Source organism: Alkalihalobacillus sp. AL-G, assembly GCF_030643805.1.
Classification (GTDB): Bacteria; Bacillota; Bacilli; order Bacillales; family Fictibacillaceae; genus Pseudalkalibacillus.
On sequence record NZ_CP094656.1, the window covers coordinates 4,135,433 to 4,155,898 of the forward strand.

The following is a 20,466-nucleotide window of genomic DNA, read 5'->3' on the forward strand; positions in this document are numbered from 1 at the left end:
AGTTCGAGGCACGACAGTTTTGAGGACCAGAACGTATAATTTAATACGTGAGGACCGGAAAAACCGAGTAACGAAGAAGTTCGCCGTTTATCATTTGGATACTTTTGAACATATGTTTAAGCTTTAATACGCTTCTTTAAATCAAACCCTATATCAATTATACCTAAGATCCGCACAACATAAAATCCTATTGGGACCAAAAATGCACCAATGGTAACAAGTACCGGTATCGTTTTGCCCTTTTTCTTTACCCAAAAATAGAAATAGATAAAACTGAATCCTTGAATTACCATAACCGTTTCTAAAATCATGTATAGATTCACCGTCGCGATGTAAAGGCCAGACCCTTGCTCAGGATCCGTAAACATGATTAGCATTGTCGCAAGGTAGTACCAGATGATACTCTTCGGGAACGACCACTCGCGAAACGGCCTCCAGTCCGGCACTTCGATTTTGAATCGTTTTAAAATCAGATTCGTAACGAAAATCGAGATGAAGGCGGAAAAGACCGCAACCAATACGATTAAGGCTGGAATGATATAGGTAATCACCTCTAATAAATTCTGAAGCTGATCGATTGCCTCGCTGACATCCGTACCGAAAGTCTTCCCAATACGTTCAGTGTTTGAAATCAACTCATTAATTTGTTTCAATACTCCATCTACAATATTTACATCTAGTAACATGATGCTGATTATGTAAGTAAGCAATAAGTTTGAAATATAGGCTAACGTGGCGCCTAATAATAAGGCGAACGCTGATTTCTTCTTTTTAATAAGGTAGCCTAACACTACGCCAACCGCTCCGTATAAAATCGGTATGAAAATCGTCGCGATACTACCAAGTAGAACCGAAAGGACGATGGCAACAGCTACTAACAAATAACTCTTTTTCAAACCATTCCGAATTGTATATAGCGTAAACGGAATAGACAAGAAAAAAGTGCTTACTATCGAAAGTAGTGGTATGTATAGGGTAATTAGAAATAATACGGCGTAAACGGATGCCATGATCGCACCCTCTATTAATGCTCTTGTTTGATTCACGATGTCACCTCATCAGTGCATTACCATGCACAATATCAATCTACTCTTCCCATTGTATGAGTTTCCTTGGCCATATTCAAATGTGAAATGATCTGTGTCCTTTATGTATAATACAATGCTATTCCTAGTATACGCTGTTTCACTCAATCAAGGTGTCTGAATTTAGTTGTGAGATGTCATCAGTCCAAACCGTTATCAAGTGTGTCAAGCGATAAAGGGATGTTCCGCACTGGGTTTTTCGGGAAAATACGGATGATCTAAAGGAAAGGAGAATCAGAGTACCCTTTTTGGACTGACAAGCTCTCTCACACTACTATAGTATGAACGGCGTACCATATTGGTTGGACAAGTGATTGAAGGCATTGACACATTTTTACGTAAAAAATAAAAAGAAACGCAGTGGACAAGATTATCCTACTGCGTTTTAGGCTTATTCTGCTGAATATGGAAGCAATGCCATTTGACGGGCACGCTTGATCGCTCTAGTTAATTGACGTTGGTACTTCGCAGAAGTTCCGGTTACACGACGAGGAAGAATTTTTCCACGTTCGGAAACGAAACGCTTAAGAAGATCAACATCCTTGTAGTCGATGTATTTAATCTGGTTTACTGTGAAAAAGCAAACCTTTTTACGCTTTCTACGTCCTGGACGAGGCATGTGTACTCCTCCTTTCCTTAGAGATTATTCAAAAAGTGCGGGAAAAATAGCTGTCGAATTTCTTCGTTGCTCGGTCTCTCCGGTCCTCGAGACTATCGCGCCTTGAACTTCTCGGCTCTTTTTATCCTCCTTTTTGAACTTTCATATAAAGTTATTCAAAAGGTCTAGTCGGTCACCTTTTAAATTTTATTTTAATCGTTCATATTAATCGTTGATGAACCCATTGATCAGAATGGTAAATCGTCATCGGAAATATCGATCGGTTTACTATCGTCCTCGAATGGGTTATTACTAAAGTCGTTTTTACGGTTCTGATTTCCTCCGCCCTGATTACCGGCATTTTGGTTTCCGCCGCCAAAATTCTGATTCCCAGAATTTCCGCCCTGTCTATCGAATGGATTGTTGTCTTGATTTCCATATCCACCCTGTCCAGAGCCGCCTCCTGAGCCTTTTGGTTCAAGGAATTGAACACTTTCTGCCATCACTTCGGTCACGTATACACGACGACCTTCGTTGTTATCATATGAGCGTGTTTGTAAACGTCCGTCAACACCGGCAAGACTTCCCTTTTTCAAGAAGTTAGCAGCGTTTTCCGCTTGTCTGCGCCAAACAACAATGTTGACAAAGTCCGCTTCACGATCACCTTGTTGGTTCGTAAATGGACGATTCACAGCAAGTGTAAAATTTGCCACAGCTACTCCGTTCGGGGTATATCGTAAATCCGGATCCTTTGTTAGACGGCCGACAAGAATAATACGGTTGATCACCAGAACCACTCCTTCAATTACTGCTGTTCGTTAACGATTGTCATAAAGCGAAGAACACTATCGTCGATTTTTAAAAGACGGTCGAATTCATCAATCGCTTCTGTCGGTGCTTTAACATAAAGTACCGTATAATAGCCATCACGATAGTCATTAATTTCATAAGCAAGACGACGCTTACCCATATCATTAACTTTTTCAATTTCAGCACCGTTATCAGTGAGGATGCCTTGAGCTTTTTCGTTTACAGCTGCTTTTGCTTCCTCTTCTAGATTCGGGCGCAGAATGTACATGATTTCATATCTACGCATTCCGGTCACCTCCTTTTGGTCTTAGCGGCTTCTATTCATAATAGAAGCAAGGAGAGTCAATTATTTTTCAATAACAACTCACACCGAACTATTATACCAAAATGTTATAGGCAAAACAAGGTCTTTAGCCAGGTTCTCCGATTAAACGTTAAATCGGAAGTGGATAACATCCCCATCCTGAACCACATATTCCTTACCTTCAAGTCGCACCTTCCCGTGTTCACGAGCAACTCCCATTGATTCAGCAGCAACTAAATCATCATAAGAGACAATTTCAGCTCGGATAAAACCGCGTTCAAAGTCGGTATGAATTATCCCTGCTGCCTGTGGTGCCTTTGTTCCATTTCGGAAGGTCCAAGCACGCACCTCTTGTTCTCCTGCAGTAAAATAGGTTGATAACCCTAAGAGGTCATAAGCTGCACGAATCAACTGATCAAGTCCGCTTTCTTCAATACCAAGTTCCTCTAGGAATGCCTGCTTCTCTTCTCCATCTAGCTCTGCAATCTCAGACTCTACCTTTGCAGAAATAATGATCACCTCTGCATTTTCGTTGGCAGCGAATTGCCTTACGCGTTCTACATACTCGTTTCCGCCTTCAAGTAAGTCTTCCTCTCCGACATTTGCTACATATAAAACAGGCTTCATCGTTAGCAGGTGGAGGCCATGAACGAGCTTCTTCTGCTCTTTCGTCAGGTCGACACTTCGGGCAGAGCGCTCTTCTTCAAACGCTTGCTTAAGTTTCGTAAGAATTTCGTATTCAAAGGATGCTTCCTTATCGTTTTGACGTGCTAATTTTTCAACTCGAGTGATCCTTTTCTCGACCGTTTCCAAATCTGCAAATATCAGTTCAAGATTGATCGTTTCAATATCATCGATTGGATCAACTGTTCCGGATACGTGCGTGATGTTATCGTCCTCAAAACAACGTACGACATGGGAAATCGCATCAACCTGTCGGATGTGTGAGAGAAATTGATTTCCGAGCCCTTCTCCTTTACTCGCACCTTTTACGATTCCAGCAATATCGGTAAATTCAAAATGAGTCGGTACTGTTTTTTTCGGTTTAACGAGTTCCGTCAGCTTTTGAAGTCGGTGATCGGGTACATCCACGATTCCAACGTTCGGGTCTATTGTACAGAACGGATAATTGGCACTTTCCGCTCCCGCTTGTGTTATTGCATTAAATAATGTCGATTTACCTACGTTCGGTAAGCCGACAATTCCAGTTGTTAAAGCCATCTATAAACACTCCTTTTAAGGTCGTTCTAAAGCCATTTCTAAAGTGGCGGTTTTTTAACATACACGATTCGTTCACGCCCGCATTACGCCTTTTCCAATTATAGAGAGAAGTCATGAAAAAGACAAGCGAATAAACACCCGGAATTGTGTTACTCGATTCATCGCTTCCGAATCTATAAAAAATCCCATTAAAAAGTCAGCCTGTATATATGGAGGCTGACCGATTCTTCTTTCAGTTTTTTACATGATTATTGATTTCGTTTCTTTACATTGACGAGGCAATCGTAGAGCGTGGCTCCGATTCCGATATCCGACTCACCCCTTGATGTCAGCACATTCACACTTCCACCGAACTTCGACCATTGTCCTTCTTCGATGTTAATGACATCCGGATGTGAATTTCGCATTACCTTTGCGACGCCATGTACCTCACCGCGGTCATTAAATACGGATATCGGATCCCCAGTGTCAATCGAATGTTCAATGGCAATCCTTTCGGAAAGCTGGACCTTAGTCGTTTGCAGACCTTTAATCAGTGGGTAATGCTGCGAGTGGTTCGATCGAAGTGGGTGAATCGTCAGAAGCTGGTATGGAAATTGCTCGTACCGTTCTGGCGCCGCTTCCCTCGATTCACTTGGAAACAACCATTGAATCCGTCCATCTTTTCCTTCCTGCTTTGCCTTTTGTGAAGTGAATTCATATTTTCCACTCGGTGTCTCGAAAGTTTTCGTTTTCCACGGAACAGGTTCAATTGGAAGAAGCAGGTGACCTTCCTCTTTTATCTCCTCAAGGGTGAATCCTTGCTCCTCCAGGTTCGCAATTCCCATCTTCAAAAATTCGTCCGTCGTATGTTGAAAATCCATTCCAAACCCGAGACGGTTGGCAAGCTCTGTCCAAATCCATCGATCTGACTTCGCCTCACCCGGGGCATCTACCAGCTTCGGTCCATAGTTGACGTAATGGTGATACATCGAGGCGTAGTAAAGATCTTCTTCTTCAAAAACAGTCGTACAGGGCAGCACATAATCAGCTATTTCTGCTGTATCGGTCATATACTGATCGATCACAATGACTGTATGAATAGAAGCAAACGCCTTTTTGGTGAGATTCGTATCCGGGATCTGGGTCAATGCATTGCTACGTGAAATAAAGGCGAGCTGAACTTGAGGATCCTTCGCCATTAAAATCTGTTCCGCCTGATTCATCCTCGTAAAATATCGGGCTCCCTTTTTCCGCCCTTCTAGTGTAAGTTTTTCTGTTGAAAAGCTTTGACTGACTCCAAGGTTGGCATAGTTTGCACCGCCACCGGGAACCCCTACATTCCCACTCATTGCAACAAGCGCGTCAATCGTTCGTATCGTATTGCCTCCATTTTGATACCGTTGCATCCCAAGACCAATGAAAGAAGATGTTGGACCAGACGTATAATAACGGGCTAATTCCTCAATTGTTTCACGTGGAACAGTCGTCACTTCACTCACTTCTTCCAACGTAACTCGAGAGAGCATCTCTTCAACTTCTGGAAAGCCGACAGAATACTTTTCAATAAACTGACGATCTTCTTTTCCACTTTCTAAAATAACCTTCATAATTCCCAATGCTAAAAAACCATCCGAACCGGGTCGGATTGGCACATGCAGGTTTGATATTTTCGCTGTGGCGTTGTACATCGGGTCAATAACCGCAATTGGTATCCCTTTTTTACGGGCATTTTGAAGCTTTGAAAACAGATGCATATTCGTCGTTGCAACATTTCTTCCCCAAATGACAATTGTCTTGCTGTTTTCGATATCCTCGGGTGCATGGCTGCAAGCATTACCGAAATCCCACTTTTGCGCTTCAATCCCCGCTCCCCAACAGAGACTGCCTACAACATCCGTTACGCCGCCATAACTGTTAAAGAAACGTCGGTCCAGGTTTTTCAGTAGGCCGTTGTTCGAATAATCGTGGCTATGTAAAACCGATGTTGTACCAAGTGTCTCTTTTAGAGTGCGCATCTTTTCTGCAATTTCATCCAAAGCCTGACTCCACGGAACTCGCTGAAACGTTCCGTTGATTTTTTTAAGTGGATATAAGAGGCGTTCATCCGCATTTGCACGTGCTTCAAGCATCCGGCCTCTTCCGCAGATTTTCCCTTGCGTAATTGGGTGGTCAGGGTCTCCATCCACTTGCATTACTCTATTGTTTTCGATAGTTACATGGAATCCACAAGCATCCCAGCAATTAAGTGGACAAGCCGACTTTACAACCTTTTTCAATTCCCCACTCTCCCCTGCAACAGTACGACTTCACCTTTTATTCAGAAGCTTTTTCCAGAACTTTTTTTATCTTTCGAGTGAACTCTCGTCTAGGAAGTAAGACACTATGCTCACATCCAAGGCATTTGATACGAATGTCCGCACCTAATCGGATGATTTTCCAGCGGTTTTCCCCGCACGGATGGGGTTTTTTCATCTGTACAATATCATGAAGATCGAACTCTTTAGCTTGGTTCACAGCATCTGCCCTCCATTCTGCATTTTCTTTCCTTTTATCTATTCGAAAATCAAATCCGTCGTTTCGCGATCTATAGTTATCCTATCTGCTTTTACCTATAATACTTCAATAGTACAAAGGATGGGGATGGTTCGCAACTATTGTTTTAAAATTTTAAATGGTTATTGTAAATCCCTCGACCTGTTCATAAATGGCTGCAAGAGGATGGCAGCAAGTACGTATAGGTTAAGGATTCCGTAAATCGGGTATAAAACTGCTATAAGTGTTGAAAAACCGAATGTCGTGAGCGGTACCATAAAAAGTAGAAGGATCATACTCATCAGCCAGAGCGGTATATGTACATGTTTTCGAAACCTTGTAATAATGCCGAATACGCCTGATGCGGCTGTCGTATAAATTGCGATCCACAGCAGGACAGACATGATCAATACCCAGAAATAAGGATAGTGCTTCAATATCGCAAATAACGGAATCTCATAGAGTATAATTTCGTTTGCAATCGAAATGAGAGATTGATTGTACAAAATGGAAATCCCGCCAAGAATGACTCCACTCCCAATGCTTGCGATCAAGATCTCACCTTTATTGCGAATCTGATTCCCGACTGCAGACAAAACAGCTACGAGCGGCAATATGTTTAAAGCTGTAAATGTGAACGCGGATGGCCAGTTTTTCTGGTGCTGGAAGTCAAGTGGGAATTGTTGAATGTGATCTCTCATAAAAAGAAACAGTACAAATAACAAAAGCATCACGAGTAATGGAATGACAAATGCATTCATGGAAATCATGCCTTCTACATCCCAGAAAAACAAGACAACCAACAGCATCACAATGATGAGTACACCGATCCAATAAGGAACACGGAACGCATGCAAGGTCGCTCCCCCACCCGCAAGCATGACAACGGTCGTTGAAAACAAATATAGAATGATTAAAAGATCAAACGGTACGGTCAATTTCGAACCAATCAATCGTTCAAGCACAGGTCGATAGTGAATGCTTTTTTCCTCAAAGCTCATCGACATGATCACGTAACAACAAAAACTGAACAAAAGGGAAAACAAGCCGATAGCCAGTACACTTTCATGGCCAAAAAATTGCCATAATTCTCTTCCAGATGCATATCCAGCTCCGATTACGGTTCCTAAAATTAAAAACATCCACTGAAATCCTGCACGTATCACTTTTGTATCCTCCCTAACGTTGGTAATTAGTCGGAAGTATGTATAGAGAGCAAATTTTTTCCGTATACTGTTACTACTATTACAAAGGAGAGGGTCCTATGAATCTAAAACGGAGATTAATGCCAAAAAAACCGTTTCAACATAAAGTTCATTATGAAGATCAGGACGCTGTGCAGGACATAACAAGAAACTTGACCAAGCTTCTCCCCCACGCAAGACCGATTGTCATTGTATGTATCGGTACAGACCGCTCCACCGGCGATTCATTAGGGCCATTAGTCGGCTCAAAGTTAGCATGTAAACCCTCTCCCCACTATGACGTTTATGGCACACTCGAAGAGCCTGTCCACGCTGTCAATTTGGAAGAACGGATGAATGAAATCAATGAACGGTATGAAAATCCTTTTATTATCGGAATTGATGCATGCCTTGGAAAACTAAGCAGCGTCGGAATGGTTTCGCTTGGCGATGGTCCAGTAAAACCAGGTGCCGCTGTCAAAAAACAACTCCCTCCTGTAGGGGACATCCATATGACTGGGATTGTCAATGTAAGTGGGTTTATGGAGTATTTTGTCCTACAAAACACCCGTCTCAACCTTGTGATGAAGTTAGCGGATTTAATTTCAGAAGGAATTTATCTATCGAGCTTGCGGGTCAGCTTCCAAAACCGAACGACTGAACGAAATTATTCCGCAGATCTCGCTGAGCTGCAATAGGTGATCATTGAATAGAACCCACACAAAAAACGCTTCGATTCACAATAATCCAAGCGTTTTTAATATGCCCTTTAATTAGTGGCAACCTTATTTTGCAGTTTGCTCGTAAATAAGGCCGAGTACTTCCATTACTTTTTCGTCAGCCTCTGTATATTCGAATCGACTTGGCAGGTCCTTCGCCCCAATAACATATAGCAATGGATTTTCATGAAAGGAGCCGATGACACCGACATCAATGATCACAGACGGCAACCCACCTGTCATATGGGTTAAGTGATGAGCAGGAATACCTTGTGAATCTCCCTGTTGCCTGACCATTCCATTCAAAATCGGTGTCCACAATTGAGGATTTTCTTCAAAACCTTCGTAAATCACACTTATAAGTTTAAGCAAGTCGTTTAATTCTGCTACATTTCTCTCTTCATCTTGCGGATCTTGGGAGATATGCAGATTCGTAAACCTTGCACGTACTTCCTGATCAATTCGTTTCCAACCACCACAATGGTCAACAATTCGATCAGCAACAACACTGTCATGGCACGCAATCATCACTTCGACAGCATCCTGGAGTAGTAGTGACTCTCTCCCTTGAAAATGCGGGTACAACAGATGACTGTCTTCCTCCGGATTAAATTGAATATCTTCTAAAAGCTCAGTCCATTTAACACTGCCTGCTTCAACCCACTTTGCCACACAGTACCCTACTCCGATTTTAGCAGCTGAAGCAAGTGGGACGATGAGTTCAGGCTTGTACGAATTAATGACCTGTTTTGTTTCTGTATCAAAAACAATTACCCCTGCTTGCCCTGGTCTGATTTCCTTCATCTTTTCAATGATCTTGTTCATTCATTGCCCCCTTGATACTGATTTACGCCTTGAGATTATAACCAAGGTAAATAGCTTAGAAGCATCTCTTTATATTGTAGTGCATACACGAGAATTCCAGTAATGAACAGGCTTGGCAGTAGATTGACGACCTTAATCGACATGATTTTCAACAGGTTCAGTCCAATTGCAAAGATGAGAATACCGCCGGTCGCAGTAAGCTCAGTAATTAACACCTCGAGCTGCTCTGGACTGAATAAAATTTGAACCTGTGTAGCAAGTAATGCAATCGTACCTTGATAAAGAATGACAGGAATTGCTGAAAAAATAACCCCGAAACCGAGAGTCGTTGCAAATATCATCGCGATGAACCCATCGATTAATGACTTTGTATAAAGGATCTGATGATCATGACGGAGGCCGCTGTCCAATGCCCCTACTACGGATAATGCACCGATTACAAACACGAGAGTTGCTGTAACAAATGCCTTTGCAACACTTCCCTCACTCGCACCAGCCTTTACCTCAATCCAAGCTCCAAGCTGGTTCAATCGATCATCCAACCGCCATGCCTCTCCCCATACACCACCAATCGCAAGACTGATAATGACGATAAGGATATGTTCACTTTGAAGCCCCATATCGATCCCAAGAACGACGACGGTCAACCCCATCGCCTGCATGACGATAGTTTTTGTGTTTTCTGGGATTCTGGTAAAAAAAAGACCAAGCAACGTCCCTACTGCAATCGCAACTCCATTTACAATCGTTCCGAGTAATACCAATGATGTTCACCACTTTCCTATCTCTCTACCTTATAAAGGAATTATATAAAGAAAACTTGGCTCAGCCAAGTTTTTAACGATTTCCTTCCATCAGTTCTAAAATCCGTTCAAGGTCCTCTTTAGAAAAGAAATCAATTTCGATTTTACCCTTTTGTTTGTTTTCTTTGATTGTAACAGAAGTTCCGTATCGTTCTCGCAAAACGGCTTCCCTTTCCTTTACGAAGACCGACTTTGGCTTTTTATGCTTTTTTGTTTCACGTGAAACATTTTCATTTAACCGTTGAACGAGGGCTTCAACCTGACGGACACTGAGATTCTCTTTGATTACTTTTTGCACGAGCGGGCTTACCTTCGTTTTGTTTTTTAACGCGAGTAAGGCTCGTCCATGTCCCATAGATAGTTTCTTTTCGGCTAAAAGCTGTTGGACGAGAGCTGGAAGTTGTAATAATCGTAGATGGTTGGCGATATGTGGACGACTTTTTCCTAATCGCTTGGCTAATTGCTCCTGTGTCAACTCTAATTCTTGCATTAGGCTTGCGTATGCCTGGCCTTCTTCAACTGGATTCAAATCCTCTCGTTGAAGGTTTTCAATCAAAGCAAGCTCCATCATTTTTTGCTCATCAAGGTCCTTTACAAGAACAGGAATTTTGTTTAGTCCTGCTTCTTTTGCTGCCCGATATCTTCGTTCTCCTACAACAATCTCATATCCCTTTATGCTTTTTCGAACGACAATCGGCTGCAAAATCCCATGAGTTTCAATTGAGTCTCTCAGCTCTTCAATTGCTTTTTGGTCAAAAGACTTACGTGGCTGATACGGATTAGGACGTACTTCACTTACTTTTATTTCTTGGATTTCCTGTTCCGTTTCTGATTCATTGGCTGGAAAAAACGCATTGATACCTTTGCCAAGTCCTCTAGCCATTTACCATCACTTCCTTTGCGAGGTCTAAATAAACATCGGCTCCACGGGACTTTGGATCGTAAATGATGATTGGTTTTCCGTGACTTGGAGCCTCACTCAATCGGACATTTCGTGGAATGACTGTCCCATAAACCTTTTCCTGAAAGTATTTCTTCACTTCATCAATGACCTGAATTCCAAGGTTTGTCCTTGCATCAAACATTGTCAACAAGACACCTTCAATCATCAATTGAGTATTGAGATGTTTCTGCACGAGTCGAACTGTGTTTAACAGCTGGCTAAGCCCTTCGAGTGCGTAGTATTCACACTGCACTGGGATCAGGACAGCGTCTGCTGCTGTTAACGAATTAATGGTCAATAACCCTAATGATGGTGGACAATCAATAATTATGTAATCATATTGGTCAGATATTTGTTCTATGGCACGTTTTAAACGAACCTCCCTTGAAATCGTTGGAACAAGCTCGATTTCAGCGCCCGCTAGTTGAATAGATGCGGGTATGACGTAAAGTCCTTCTACATTGGTTTGCTGGACAACGTTATGTGCATCCATATCATCAACAAGAACATCATAGATACATTGATCAATTTCCCCCTTATCAATGCCGACACCACTTGTCGCATTTCCTTGGGGATCAATATCGATGAGGAGCACTTTTTTTCCCAAGTACGCTAAACACGCACCAAGGTTTACAGATGTGGTCGTTTTGCCGACTCCACCTTTTTGATTGGCAATTGCTATAACTTTCCCCACAATGTCACCTACCCTTACACTACACTTACTTTGTCTTTTATTTTATCACGAAAAAGTTTGTCGGATGGACTTTCTTTTGAAATTTTATTTTAATCATAAGGAAAACTGGTCAAGCCAAGCCGTTGGTTTAGGCTGAACCTTAGTTACACCTATACTAAAGACGTATTTCTTAGCATAAGAAAAAAGCCTGGCAAATGCCAAGCTTAATAAAAGTAACCCTCACGTCTTTTAATCTACTTTTTCGGTATCCGGATTGTAATTTGATAAAAGTCCTCTAAGTCTTCTTCCGTCGTATCAATCGATAGCCCTGTTTGATGGACCATATCAATGGATTGTCGAATGGTGTTCATCGCTAAACGAGTATCCTTACTGACAGATTTGCGCTTCGTCTTAGGCTTTTTCGTTTCATTTTCAGATTCGAGCATACGTTTGATTCGTTCTTCAGTCTGTTTAACATTCAAACTCTTTTCTTTAATTTCATCTAGAATTTGTTCCTGTTTTTCAGGGACTTTCAACGCAATCAATGCCCGGGCATGCCGCTCCGTTATTTCCTTATTAAGAAGGGCATGCTGGACCGATTCGGGTAGCTTTAATAAACGTAATTTATTAGCGATCGTCGATTGGCCTTTCCCAAGTCGTTGGGCAAGGCTTTCTTGTGTCAAACCATGTAATTCAATTAATTTTACATATGCTGTCGCTTCTTCTATTGCAGAAAGCTCTTCCCTCTGAAGGTTCTCAATCAATGCGATCGATGCAGTCTGAGATTCGTTGAATTCTTTCACAATAGCAGGGATCGTCGGCCATCCAAGCTTTTTAACAGCACGATAGCGTCGCTCACCTGCAATGATTTCATACTGGTGTTCACGACGTCGTACGACAATGGGTTGTATGATTCCGTGTGTCTTAATGGTTTGTGACAACTCGTCAATCCGCTCATCAATAAAAACGGTTCGTGGCTGATAACGGTTCGGCACGATTTCATTAATTGGTATTTGAAGCACTTCTTCGTTTCCACTGTACTCTTCATCTTGTTCTACATGCTTGATCGCAACTTCTTCACTATCCATGTCGGCAGTTTTCTCACCCAGTCCAAACAAACGTGAAAACGGTTGTTTCATTCTCTACACCACCTTTACCAAACTCCATACATAACATTCTATAGATCCAAGCTTATTTCCTTCACTACATTCAATCTTTCTTCCGACAATATTCGCCCGATGCACTTTATTGTTTCACGTGAAACATGTCCTCACAACGGATCTCGATTCGGTGTGCCAGGTTTTCGTGGATACTTTTTCGGTGTTGGTTTTACCTTTTCAATGAATATTAGATTTCGTTCACTGTTCTCGATTGGCAGCTGGAACTGTTCTATATTTTTTAATGTTCCGCCTAACAGTTTAATTGCATCGGCAGCCGCATCAAATTCATCATTTGCATTGGCTGCTTTCATGGCAAGAAACGTACCGCCTTTCTTAACGAGTGGCAGACAAAGCTCTGATAATACAGACATTCGCGCGACTGCTCGTGCAGTAACGACATCGTATTTTTCCCGATGTTCCTTCTTTTTTGCAAATGTTTCTGCACGGTCATGGTAAAAATGTGTTCCTTTTAAGTGAAGTTCTTCGCTTAAATGATCAAGAAAGCTGATCCGCTTATTAAGTGAGTCCACTATCGTAATCTCAAGCTCTGGGAAACAAATTTTCAACGGTATACTAGGAAAACCAGCACCGGATCCTACGTCACAAAGTGTGCTGACCTTATGAATATCAAGATAGAACGCAGCTGCTATCGAATCGTAAAAATGCTTCAAATAGACTTCCTCACGCTCCGTGATGGCGGTCAGATTCATTTTTTCGTTCCATTCTACGAGTGTCTGAAAATATGTATTAAATTGATCAAGCTGATAGGAGGAAAGGGAAATTCCTTTCTCCTCCAGCATGTTTTGATATTGTTCGATGTTCATGGTTCCCCCGTCATTTTGCGATTTTTGCAATTCTGCCTTGTTCTAAATAAACGAGCAGGATTGAGATATCAGATGGATTAACGCCAGATACTCTTGAAGCTTGACCAACAGATAACGGACGAACTTCAGAAAGCTTTTGTTTCGCTTCGGTTGCGAGTCCATTGATTGCTGAATAATCAATATTTTCAGGGATTTTCTTATCGTTCATCCTCTTCATTTTTTCAACCTGCTGCAGCTGTTTATCAATGTAGCCAGCATATTTCGTCTGAATTTCAACTTGTTCCCCGACAACATCCTCAATTTCGTGATCTGCTGGGACAGCCTTTGCGATCTCGGCATAAGACACTTCAGGGCGCCTCAGCAACGAAGCAGCACTCGTCGGTTCCTTTAATGGACTGCTTCCGATTTCATCTAGGATTTTTTGTAATTCCTCAGACGGCTTGATCGATGTATGCTCTAACCGATCAATTTCCTCGGCAATTTGCTTCTTTTTCAGGCTGAATCGCTCATAACGTTCCTCTGGAATCAAACCGATTTTATAGCCGATTTCTGTCAAGCGTAAATCAGCGTTGTCATGTCGGAGCAACAATCGGTATTCTGCACGTGAAGTCAACAATCGATACGGTTCGTCCGTACCTTTCGTGACAAGATCATCGATTAATACCCCGATATATGCTTGCGAACGATCGAGAATAACCGCTTCTTCCCCTTTTGCTTTTTGAGCTGCGTTGATTCCCGCCATAATTCCTTGACCTGCAGCCTCTTCATAACCACTCGTTCCATTCAATTGCCCTGCAGTAAATAGGTTTTCAACGAGCTTCGTTTCAAGCGATGGCCATAGTTGGGTCGGTACGATGGCATCATATTCAATCGCGTACCCAGCACGCATCATTTCGGCTTTTTCAAGACCTGGAATTGACGTCAGCATTTTCCGTTGAACATCCTCTGGCAGGCTTGTCGACAGTCCTTGAACGTATACTTCCTCTGTGTTCCGTCCCTCTGGCTCCAAGAAAATCTGATGCCTTGGCTTATCGTTAAACCGTACAATTTTATCTTCAATAGATGGGCAATAACGCGGCCCGGTCCCTTCCATCATTCCAGAATACATTGGTGAACGTTCGAGGTTATTGTTGATCAACTCGTGGGTCACTTCACCGGTATAGGTTAACCAACAAGGGATTTGATCCATGATGAATTCAGTTGTTTCATAAGAAAAAGCTCGCGGGACTTCATCACCGGGCTGAATTTCCGTTTTATCATAATCAATCGTATCTGCATTGACACGAGGTGGCGTGCCCGTTTTAAAACGAACCATATTGAACCCAAGTTCCTTTAAATTATGAGATAAGTTGATTGATGGCTGCATATTATTCGGGCCACTCTCATACGTAAGCTCTCCGATGATGATTTTTCCGCGAAGATACGTTCCTGTCGTGACAACGACTGTACTCGCATAATAGGCTGAGCCTGTTTTCGTTACGAGCCCTTTGCAAACGCCATTCTCTACGATCAGTTCTTCAACCATACCCTGACGTAACGTGAGGTTTTCCGTCTGTTCGAGGGTTTTCTTCATCTCATGCTGGTAAAGAAATTTATCTGCTTGTGCCCTTAATGCACGAACGGCAGGACCCTTACCGGTATTCAACATACGCATTTGGATGTGTGTTTTATCGATGTTTCGAGCCATTTCACCACCAAGGGCATCAATTTCCCTTACTACGATTCCTTTCGCTGGTCCGCCGACAGAAGGGTTACATGGCATGTACGCAATGGTATCCAGGTTCAATGTCAAAACGAGTGTTTTCGCACCCATCCTAGCTGAAGCAAGAGCTGCTTCTACTCCTGCATGTCCTGCACCGACCACGACAACATCGTACTTTCCAGCTTCATATCGTTTCATCGTTCAGCAACCTCCTTTTCATTATTTTCCGAGGCAAAATTGGGAAAACAACTGATCAATTAAGCTTTCTGATACAGTGTCACCGATAATTTCACCTAAAATTTCCCATGTGCGAGTGATATCAATTTGAACCATATCCACAGGCAAACCTGCTTCAATTCCGTTTAGTGACTCCTCTAATGAACGTTTTGCTTGTTTAAGTAATGAAATGTGTCGGGAATTGGATACATATGTCATATCCCCCGCTTCTACACTACCTGTAAAAAAGAGCTCCTTGATCGACTCTTCTAATTCATCAATCCCTTGTTCCTCTTTTATTGAAGTTGTAACGACTGGATGGGTACCCGCAAGCTGTTGGACCTTATCGAGGTCAATTTGCTGCGGAAGGTCTGTTTTATTCACAATTGTAATGACGTCCATATCACGAACAGCTTCAAATAATTTTTCATCTTCTTCTGTCAATCGCTCTCCAGCACTCAACACAAGTAAAATCAAATCCGCTTCCTTTAGAACCTGACGCGACCGTTCGACACCGATCCGTTCGACAAGATCCTCGGTTTCACGAATTCCAGCTGTATCGACGAGTCGAAGCGGTACTCCACGAACATTGACATATTCTTCGATAACATCTCTTGTCGTTCCAGGAATCTCGGTAACAATCGCTTTATTTTCATGAACAAGACTGTTCAACAAAGAGGATTTTCCTACATTAGGTCTCCCTATAATGACGGTTGATAGTCCTTCTCTTAAAATCTTTCCCTGCTCAGCAGTTTGCAGTAGCTTTTCGACTTCCATATGCACATGTTTCAGCTTTTTAGTAAGCAGCTGGTGCGTCATTTCCTCAGCATCATATTCAGGGTAATCGATATTGACTTCTACGTGCGCAACCGTTTCAAGCAATGTTTGTCGAAGCTTCTGGATCAACTTCGATAGCCTGCCCTCCATTTGATTCAATGCGACATTCATCGCACGATCTGTTTTTGCACGGATTAAATCCATGACGGCTTCTGCCTGAGATAAATCAATTCGTCCGTTCAAAAAGGCGCGTTTCGTAAATTCCCCTGGCTCAGCAAGGCGAGCACCATTGTTTAAAGCAATCTCCAGCACACGATTGACGGAAACGAGTCCACCGTGACAGTTCATTTCAACGACATCCTCACGGGTGAACGTTTTTGGTGCTTTCATGACCGTAACCATAACCTCTTCCGCTTTTTCCTTCGTATCTGGATCGATGATAAATCCGTAATGAATGGTATGGCTATCGACTTCCTCTAATGCTTGTTTCCCTTTAAAGATCCGATCCGCAATTTGAAGTGCCTCTTCACCACTTAAACGAACGATCGCAATAGCTGCTTCCCCCATCGGCGTGGAAATTGCAGCAATTGTATCTCCCTCCATGGATTTCACCTCTTTTCTTCCTTCTAGGTTAACCGAATTTTATGTTTACTAACACGTAAGCTCCACATATTTTCCTCTATTAACAAAATAATCACGAGTACATTTTCCTTTGTTGATTATCCACAGTGGATAACTTTTCATTTCAGTTTGATAACTTATACACAACACCTTAGTTTAGACCTTTCCAGGAAAATAATCAATCAACGAAGACTAAAATTTTAACGCATAGGTTCAAGAACTAATGCCTTGGGCAAACCTAATAAAGAAAACTCGGCGATTGCCGAGCCTTAAGGCGAAAGCAGAGTCGTAGTTGCTCTAATGCTATAGAAAGTATTTATGCTTTCTTAACGAGCAAAAAAACCGACCCAAAAATCAATGGGCCGGTTTCAGTAAAGGTATCTACTTATTTGGTATGATGATTACGCGTCGATGCGGTTCCGTACCCTCTGAGTACGTCTCCACTTTTCCGTGTTCTCGTAACGTCATGTGGATCACTTTACGTTCTAGAGAAGGCATCGGTTCGAGCGAAACACTTTTATTGATTTTTAACGCTTTAGAAGCTAAACGATGAGCAAGTTTTTCTAGCGTTTCTTTTCGTCTTTCACGATAGTTCTCAGCATCCAGAATGATTCGTTTGTACTCTATTGAAGACCGATTGGCAACTAGGTTCGTCAAGTACTGTAGGGCATTTAGCGTTTGACCCCGTTTTCCGATTAAAATGGCAATCTTTTCACTGCTCATCTCGAAAACAGTACCTTCATCCTCTTGCTTTACATCGATGGTTACATCGACACCCATTTTTGAAGCAACACTTTTTAGAAACTGAATTGCATCTTCCACTGGGTTGTGCTTCAAGGTAACTTGGACGACAGCTGGTTTAGTACCTAGGCCAAGGAACCCTTTTTTGGACTCTTCTACTATGGTTATTTCAACTTGATCTCTTGATGCCTGGAGTTGTTTGAGTGCTTCTTCTACCGCTTCATCTACTGACTTGCTCGTAATCGTTATTTGCTTCACTTTTTCGCGCCCCCTGTAGCATTACTATCCGTTTCCTTTGATTTCATAGGAAGGGTAATAAAATAGGTTTGTGCAATCATGAAGATGTTTCCGACGACCCAATAAAGGGATAATGCTGCCGGAAATGTTACTGCAAAAACAACAATCATAATCGGCATGATATAAAGCATCATTTTCATTTGCGGGTTTGCGCTTGTATCCATGCCACCCATCATAATCTTTTGTTGTAAGTAAGTCGTTATTCCAGCGACAATTGGAAGAATATAATAAGGATCAGCACTTCCAAGGTCAAACCATAAAAAATTATGTTCTGCAATTGCTTCTGTCCGCATAATCGCATGGTAAAAACCTAATAAAATCGGCATTTGGATAATCAATGGCATACATCCAGCCAATGGATTTGCCCCATGCTTTTGGAACAGTTGCATCGTTTCCTGCTGAAGTTTTTGTTGTGTTTTCTGGTCCTTTGAGCTGTATTTTTCACGCAATGCCTTAATCTCTGGCTGAATTCGTTGCATCATGATTGAGCTCTTTGTTTGCTTAATCATTAATGGAAGTAGTACCAGTCGGATTAAAAGGGTAACTATGATAATTGAAAGACCATAGTTTTCATTGAAAAATTCAGCCACTTCGGTGATCAACCACGATAATGGATAAACGATGTATTCATCCCAAAAGCCTGTACTTTCTTCGTTGACCGGCTCATCGAGAGCACACCCGGCAAGGACTGCTACCAGAAAAAGTGATGTTATTACTAAGCCTATTCTCTTTCTCACTTGCTAAATCCTCCTTACAACGTTACCTTTCCATAAAAAAAGGATAGTAGTAGTTGTTCAAAAAGGCTCTTTTTATGCTCCTTTTTAAACACACATCCTATTACCGCTTCATCTTTTCCTTTTCGGGGACGGGATCGAATCCTCCTGGATGAAACGGGTGACATTTTAAAATTCGTTTTAATGTGAGCCATCCACCCTTTATCGCCCCGTGAGTTTGAATCGCTTCCAATCCATAAGCTGAACAGGTTGGATAAAATCGACAGGACGCGGGAGTGAATGGAGAAATACATTTTCGGTAAAATTGAATAAGTACCAATAATATATATTTCATACCTATCACCTCGATACGTTCAATAGCTTTGAGCGCTTCATGACGTGCATCAAGCTGCTCTTAACCTCGTGAACGGTCATCGAGGATGTTGGTTTTCTTGCGATAATCACATAATCATATGACGTCTTGATTTCATCATCTAGCTCATGAAATACTTCACGAACGTAGCGTTTAATTCGGTTTCGAGTGACAGCATTCCCGATTTTTTTACTTACGGATAATCCGAATCGATAAAAATCCTGTCCGGGTTTTTCCAAGTAATAAATGACAAACTGACGGTTTGCAAAGGATTCCCCGTTTCGAAAAACCTCTTGAAATTCCTTATTCTTTTTAATTCGGTGTCTTTTGTTCATTCGGATACACTCCGTAAAAACACGATAGTTCCCCAGATTTTGTTTCTTCTCTATTTAAAACTTCTTATTTATAGTAACTTTCACAGATCTATAATAAAAGTTCAAAAGTAGACGAATCGGAATTTGATATAGGAAGTTCGACTAACTTCTTCACGTCCTGTGAAAAAAGACCACTGGTGATCAGTGGCCTAAGCAGATAGTACTTTTCTTCCTTTTCTACGACGGTTAGCAAGAACCTTACGTCCGTTTTTCGTACTCATACGCGTACGGAATCCGTGAACTTTTTTACGCTTACGATTATTTGGTTGAAATGTTGGTTTCATGTATAACACCTCCTCGAGGATATCAAGTGCATTTAGACAGTCTTAGTCATTATAAAAACATCTACTGTATCTGTCAAGTTCATCCTTAATCTGCAGATTGTTTCGCCATAACGTATACAAGTTTTACAACCAGATCCCTCTCTATCTTCATATCCATTCCAGACTAACTTGTAATCAATCGTAAATTCGACAACTTCAATAAAAAAGCACTAAACAATCCAAATAATCGATTTGATCCACATTCGTTACACCTTTTCTTTTTAAAAACTTCTCATTGTGGATAATTTTCGACAGCAGTTTCGACTATCCACATCACTTATCGACACTTTACACACAAAATATAGTGTTGTGGAAAACTTTTCTCCACAACTTGTTGTGATTGTGGATAAGTCTTAAAAACCCATTGCATCTACAGCTTCATTTTGATATGATTATTGTGTTTTAACTCATTCAAAACTACCTCAGTTAAATAGATTATCCACACCGTGTGGATAAAATTGTGGACACTTGTACACTGGTGTGTATAAGCTTGTCCACACATTTGTGTACGCATAGAATAACTCCTATCTCTTCTATATTAATAGTTATTCACATTTCCTGTGCAGAGTATTTTTATTCATATATATGCAAAAGGGTTGTACATAGGGTGTACAGACACTTTGACGATACAAATGGGGGAATTTTCGACATGAAGGAGGGTGAGGG

22 protein-coding genes are annotated in these 20,466 nt (G+C 41.6%); 1 reads left to right on the top strand and 21 read right to left on the bottom strand.

The features are described 5' to 3' along the window. Positions 1-116 precede the first annotated feature (116 nt). From MOJ78_RS20735 to MOJ78_RS20770, 8 genes are all read right to left on the bottom strand, one after another. Positions 117-1,046, bottom strand: coding sequence for a YybS family protein (locus tag MOJ78_RS20735; protein ID WP_304979215.1), 930 nt, complete (start codon positions 1,044-1,046; stop codon positions 117-119). 430 nt (positions 1,047-1,476) lie between these two features. Next, positions 1,477-1,704, bottom strand: coding sequence for a 30S ribosomal protein S18 (gene rpsR, locus MOJ78_RS20740; RefSeq protein WP_304979216.1), 228 nt, complete (start codon positions 1,702-1,704; stop codon positions 1,477-1,479). Positions 1,705-1,931: 227 nt separating this feature from the next. Next, complete coding sequence (gene ssb, locus MOJ78_RS20745) at positions 1,932-2,471, bottom strand: single-stranded DNA-binding protein (protein ID WP_304979217.1); 540 nt, start codon at positions 2,469-2,471, stop codon at positions 1,932-1,934. A 17-nt stretch (positions 2,472-2,488) separates the two neighbouring features. Then, entirely contained in the window at positions 2,489-2,779 is a 291-nt protein-coding gene (gene rpsF / locus MOJ78_RS20750; RefSeq protein ID WP_304979218.1) for a 30S ribosomal protein S6, read from the bottom strand. Positions 2,780-2,920: 141 nt separating this feature from the next. Then, positions 2,921-4,018: a redox-regulated ATPase YchF gene (gene ychF / locus MOJ78_RS20755; RefSeq protein ID WP_304979219.1), complete on the bottom strand. Its 1,098-nt coding sequence runs from the start codon at positions 4,016-4,018 to the stop codon at positions 2,921-2,923. 248 nt (positions 4,019-4,266) lie between these two features. Next, positions 4,267-6,276, bottom strand: a complete 2,010-nt coding sequence (locus MOJ78_RS20760; RefSeq protein ID WP_304979220.1) for a molybdopterin-dependent oxidoreductase — start codon at positions 6,274-6,276, stop codon at positions 4,267-4,269. 37 nt (positions 6,277-6,313) lie between these two features. After that, entirely contained in the window at positions 6,314-6,514 is a 201-nt protein-coding gene (locus tag MOJ78_RS20765; RefSeq protein ID WP_304979221.1) for a DUF951 domain-containing protein, read from the bottom strand. 161 nt (positions 6,515-6,675) lie between these two features. Then, a complete protein-coding gene (locus MOJ78_RS20770; RefSeq protein ID WP_304979222.1) occupies positions 6,676-7,698 on the bottom strand; it encodes a YkvI family membrane protein in 1,023 nt (340 codons plus the stop codon). A 98-nt stretch (positions 7,699-7,796) separates the two neighbouring features. Between MOJ78_RS20770 and yyaC the strand changes: the two genes are divergently transcribed. Then, the gene (gene yyaC, locus MOJ78_RS20775) at positions 7,797-8,414 is read left to right on the top strand and encodes a spore protease YyaC (protein WP_304979223.1); all 618 of its coding nucleotides are present in this window, start codon (positions 7,797-7,799) and stop codon (positions 8,412-8,414) included. An 87-nt stretch (positions 8,415-8,501) separates the two neighbouring features. Here the strand turns inward: yyaC and MOJ78_RS20780 are convergent, their stop codons facing one another. The 13 genes from MOJ78_RS20780 to rpmH all read right to left on the bottom strand — a co-directional run bounded on the left by MOJ78_RS20780 (position 8,502) and on the right by rpmH (position 19,761). Further along, positions 8,502-9,260: a serine hydrolase gene (locus MOJ78_RS20780; RefSeq protein WP_304979224.1), complete on the bottom strand. Its 759-nt coding sequence runs from the start codon at positions 9,258-9,260 to the stop codon at positions 8,502-8,504. Positions 9,261-9,295: 35 nt separating this feature from the next. Next, on the bottom strand, positions 9,296-10,024 hold the full coding sequence (locus tag MOJ78_RS20785; protein ID WP_304979225.1) for a DUF554 domain-containing protein: 729 nt from the start codon (positions 10,022-10,024) through the stop codon (positions 9,296-9,298). Between the two features lie 73 nt (positions 10,025-10,097). After that, positions 10,098-10,946, bottom strand: coding sequence for a ParB/RepB/Spo0J family partition protein (locus MOJ78_RS20790; protein ID WP_304979226.1), 849 nt, complete (start codon positions 10,944-10,946; stop codon positions 10,098-10,100). Next, positions 10,939-11,700, bottom strand: coding sequence for a ParA family protein (locus MOJ78_RS20795; protein ID WP_304979227.1), 762 nt, complete (start codon positions 11,698-11,700; stop codon positions 10,939-10,941). Before MOJ78_RS20795 ends, MOJ78_RS20790 begins: the two co-directional genes overlap by 8 nt. A gap of 233 nt (positions 11,701-11,933) precedes the next feature. Continuing rightward, positions 11,934-12,818, bottom strand: a complete 885-nt coding sequence (noc, locus tag MOJ78_RS20800; RefSeq protein WP_304979228.1) for a nucleoid occlusion protein — start codon at positions 12,816-12,818, stop codon at positions 11,934-11,936. A gap of 131 nt (positions 12,819-12,949) precedes the next feature. Further along, positions 12,950-13,663, bottom strand: a complete 714-nt coding sequence (rsmG, locus tag MOJ78_RS20805; protein WP_304979229.1) for a 16S rRNA (guanine(527)-N(7))-methyltransferase RsmG — start codon at positions 13,661-13,663, stop codon at positions 12,950-12,952. Positions 13,664-13,673: 10 nt separating this feature from the next. Next, positions 13,674-15,563: a tRNA uridine-5-carboxymethylaminomethyl(34) synthesis enzyme MnmG gene (mnmG, locus tag MOJ78_RS20810; protein WP_304979230.1), complete on the bottom strand. Its 1,890-nt coding sequence runs from the start codon at positions 15,561-15,563 to the stop codon at positions 13,674-13,676. A 21-nt stretch (positions 15,564-15,584) separates the two neighbouring features. After that, positions 15,585-16,961: a tRNA uridine-5-carboxymethylaminomethyl(34) synthesis GTPase MnmE gene (mnmE, locus tag MOJ78_RS20815; protein WP_304979231.1), complete on the bottom strand. Its 1,377-nt coding sequence runs from the start codon at positions 16,959-16,961 to the stop codon at positions 15,585-15,587. Between the two features lie 399 nt (positions 16,962-17,360). After that, positions 17,361-17,978: an RNA-binding cell elongation regulator Jag/EloR gene (jag, locus tag MOJ78_RS20820; RefSeq protein ID WP_304979232.1), complete on the bottom strand. Its 618-nt coding sequence runs from the start codon at positions 17,976-17,978 to the stop codon at positions 17,361-17,363. Further along, positions 17,975-18,754, bottom strand: coding sequence for a YidC family membrane integrase SpoIIIJ (gene spoIIIJ / locus MOJ78_RS20825; RefSeq protein ID WP_304979233.1), 780 nt, complete (start codon positions 18,752-18,754; stop codon positions 17,975-17,977). Before spoIIIJ ends, jag begins: the two co-directional genes overlap by 4 nt. 100 nt (positions 18,755-18,854) lie before the next feature. Further along, positions 18,855-19,085, bottom strand: coding sequence for a membrane protein insertion efficiency factor YidD (gene yidD, locus MOJ78_RS20830; RefSeq protein WP_304979234.1), 231 nt, complete (start codon positions 19,083-19,085; stop codon positions 18,855-18,857). Between the two features lie 5 nt (positions 19,086-19,090). Further along, entirely contained in the window at positions 19,091-19,438 is a 348-nt protein-coding gene (rnpA, locus tag MOJ78_RS20835; RefSeq protein ID WP_304979235.1) for a ribonuclease P protein component, read from the bottom strand. 188 nt (positions 19,439-19,626) lie between these two features. Beyond that, complete coding sequence (gene rpmH / locus MOJ78_RS20840) at positions 19,627-19,761, bottom strand: 50S ribosomal protein L34 (RefSeq protein WP_304979236.1); 135 nt, start codon at positions 19,759-19,761, stop codon at positions 19,627-19,629. Positions 19,762-20,466: the final 705 nt, after the last annotated feature.

Excerpts from the sequence above, each read along its gene's own strand:
- rpsR (WP_304979216.1), bottom strand. The coding sequence starts at position 1,704 with ATGCCTCGTCCAGGACGTAGAAAGCGTAAAAAGGTTTGCTTTTTCACA.
- rpsF (WP_304979218.1), bottom strand. The coding sequence starts at position 2,779 with ATGCGTAGATATGAAATCATGTACATTCTGCGCCCGAATCTAGAAGAG.
- ychF (WP_304979219.1), bottom strand. The coding sequence starts at position 4,018 with ATGGCTTTAACAACTGGAATTGTCGGCTTACCGAACGTAGGTAAATCG.
- yyaC (WP_304979223.1), top strand. The coding sequence starts at position 7,797 with ATGAATCTAAAACGGAGATTAATGCCAAAAAAACCGTTTCAACATAAA.
- MOJ78_RS20780 (WP_304979224.1), bottom strand. The coding sequence starts at position 9,260 with ATGAACAAGATCATTGAAAAGATGAAGGAAATCAGACCAGGGCAAGCA.
- MOJ78_RS20790 (WP_304979226.1), bottom strand. The coding sequence starts at position 10,946 with ATGGCTAGAGGACTTGGCAAAGGTATCAATGCGTTTTTTCCAGCCAAT.
- noc (WP_304979228.1), bottom strand. The coding sequence starts at position 12,818 with ATGAAACAACCGTTTTCACGTTTGTTTGGACTGGGTGAGAAAACTGCC.
- rsmG (WP_304979229.1), bottom strand. The coding sequence starts at position 13,663 with ATGAACATCGAACAATATCAAAACATGCTGGAGGAGAAAGGAATTTCC.
- mnmG (WP_304979230.1), bottom strand. The coding sequence starts at position 15,563 with ATGAAACGATATGAAGCTGGAAAGTACGATGTTGTCGTGGTCGGTGCA.
- mnmE (WP_304979231.1), bottom strand. The coding sequence starts at position 16,961 with ATGGAGGGAGATACAATTGCTGCAATTTCCACGCCGATGGGGGAAGCA.
- yidD (WP_304979234.1), bottom strand. The coding sequence starts at position 19,085 with ATGAAATATATATTATTGGTACTTATTCAATTTTACCGAAAATGTATT.
- rnpA (WP_304979235.1), bottom strand. The coding sequence starts at position 19,438 with ATGAACAAAAGACACCGAATTAAAAAGAATAAGGAATTTCAAGAGGTT.
- rpmH (WP_304979236.1), bottom strand. The coding sequence starts at position 19,761 with ATGAAACCAACATTTCAACCAAATAATCGTAAGCGTAAAAAAGTTCAC.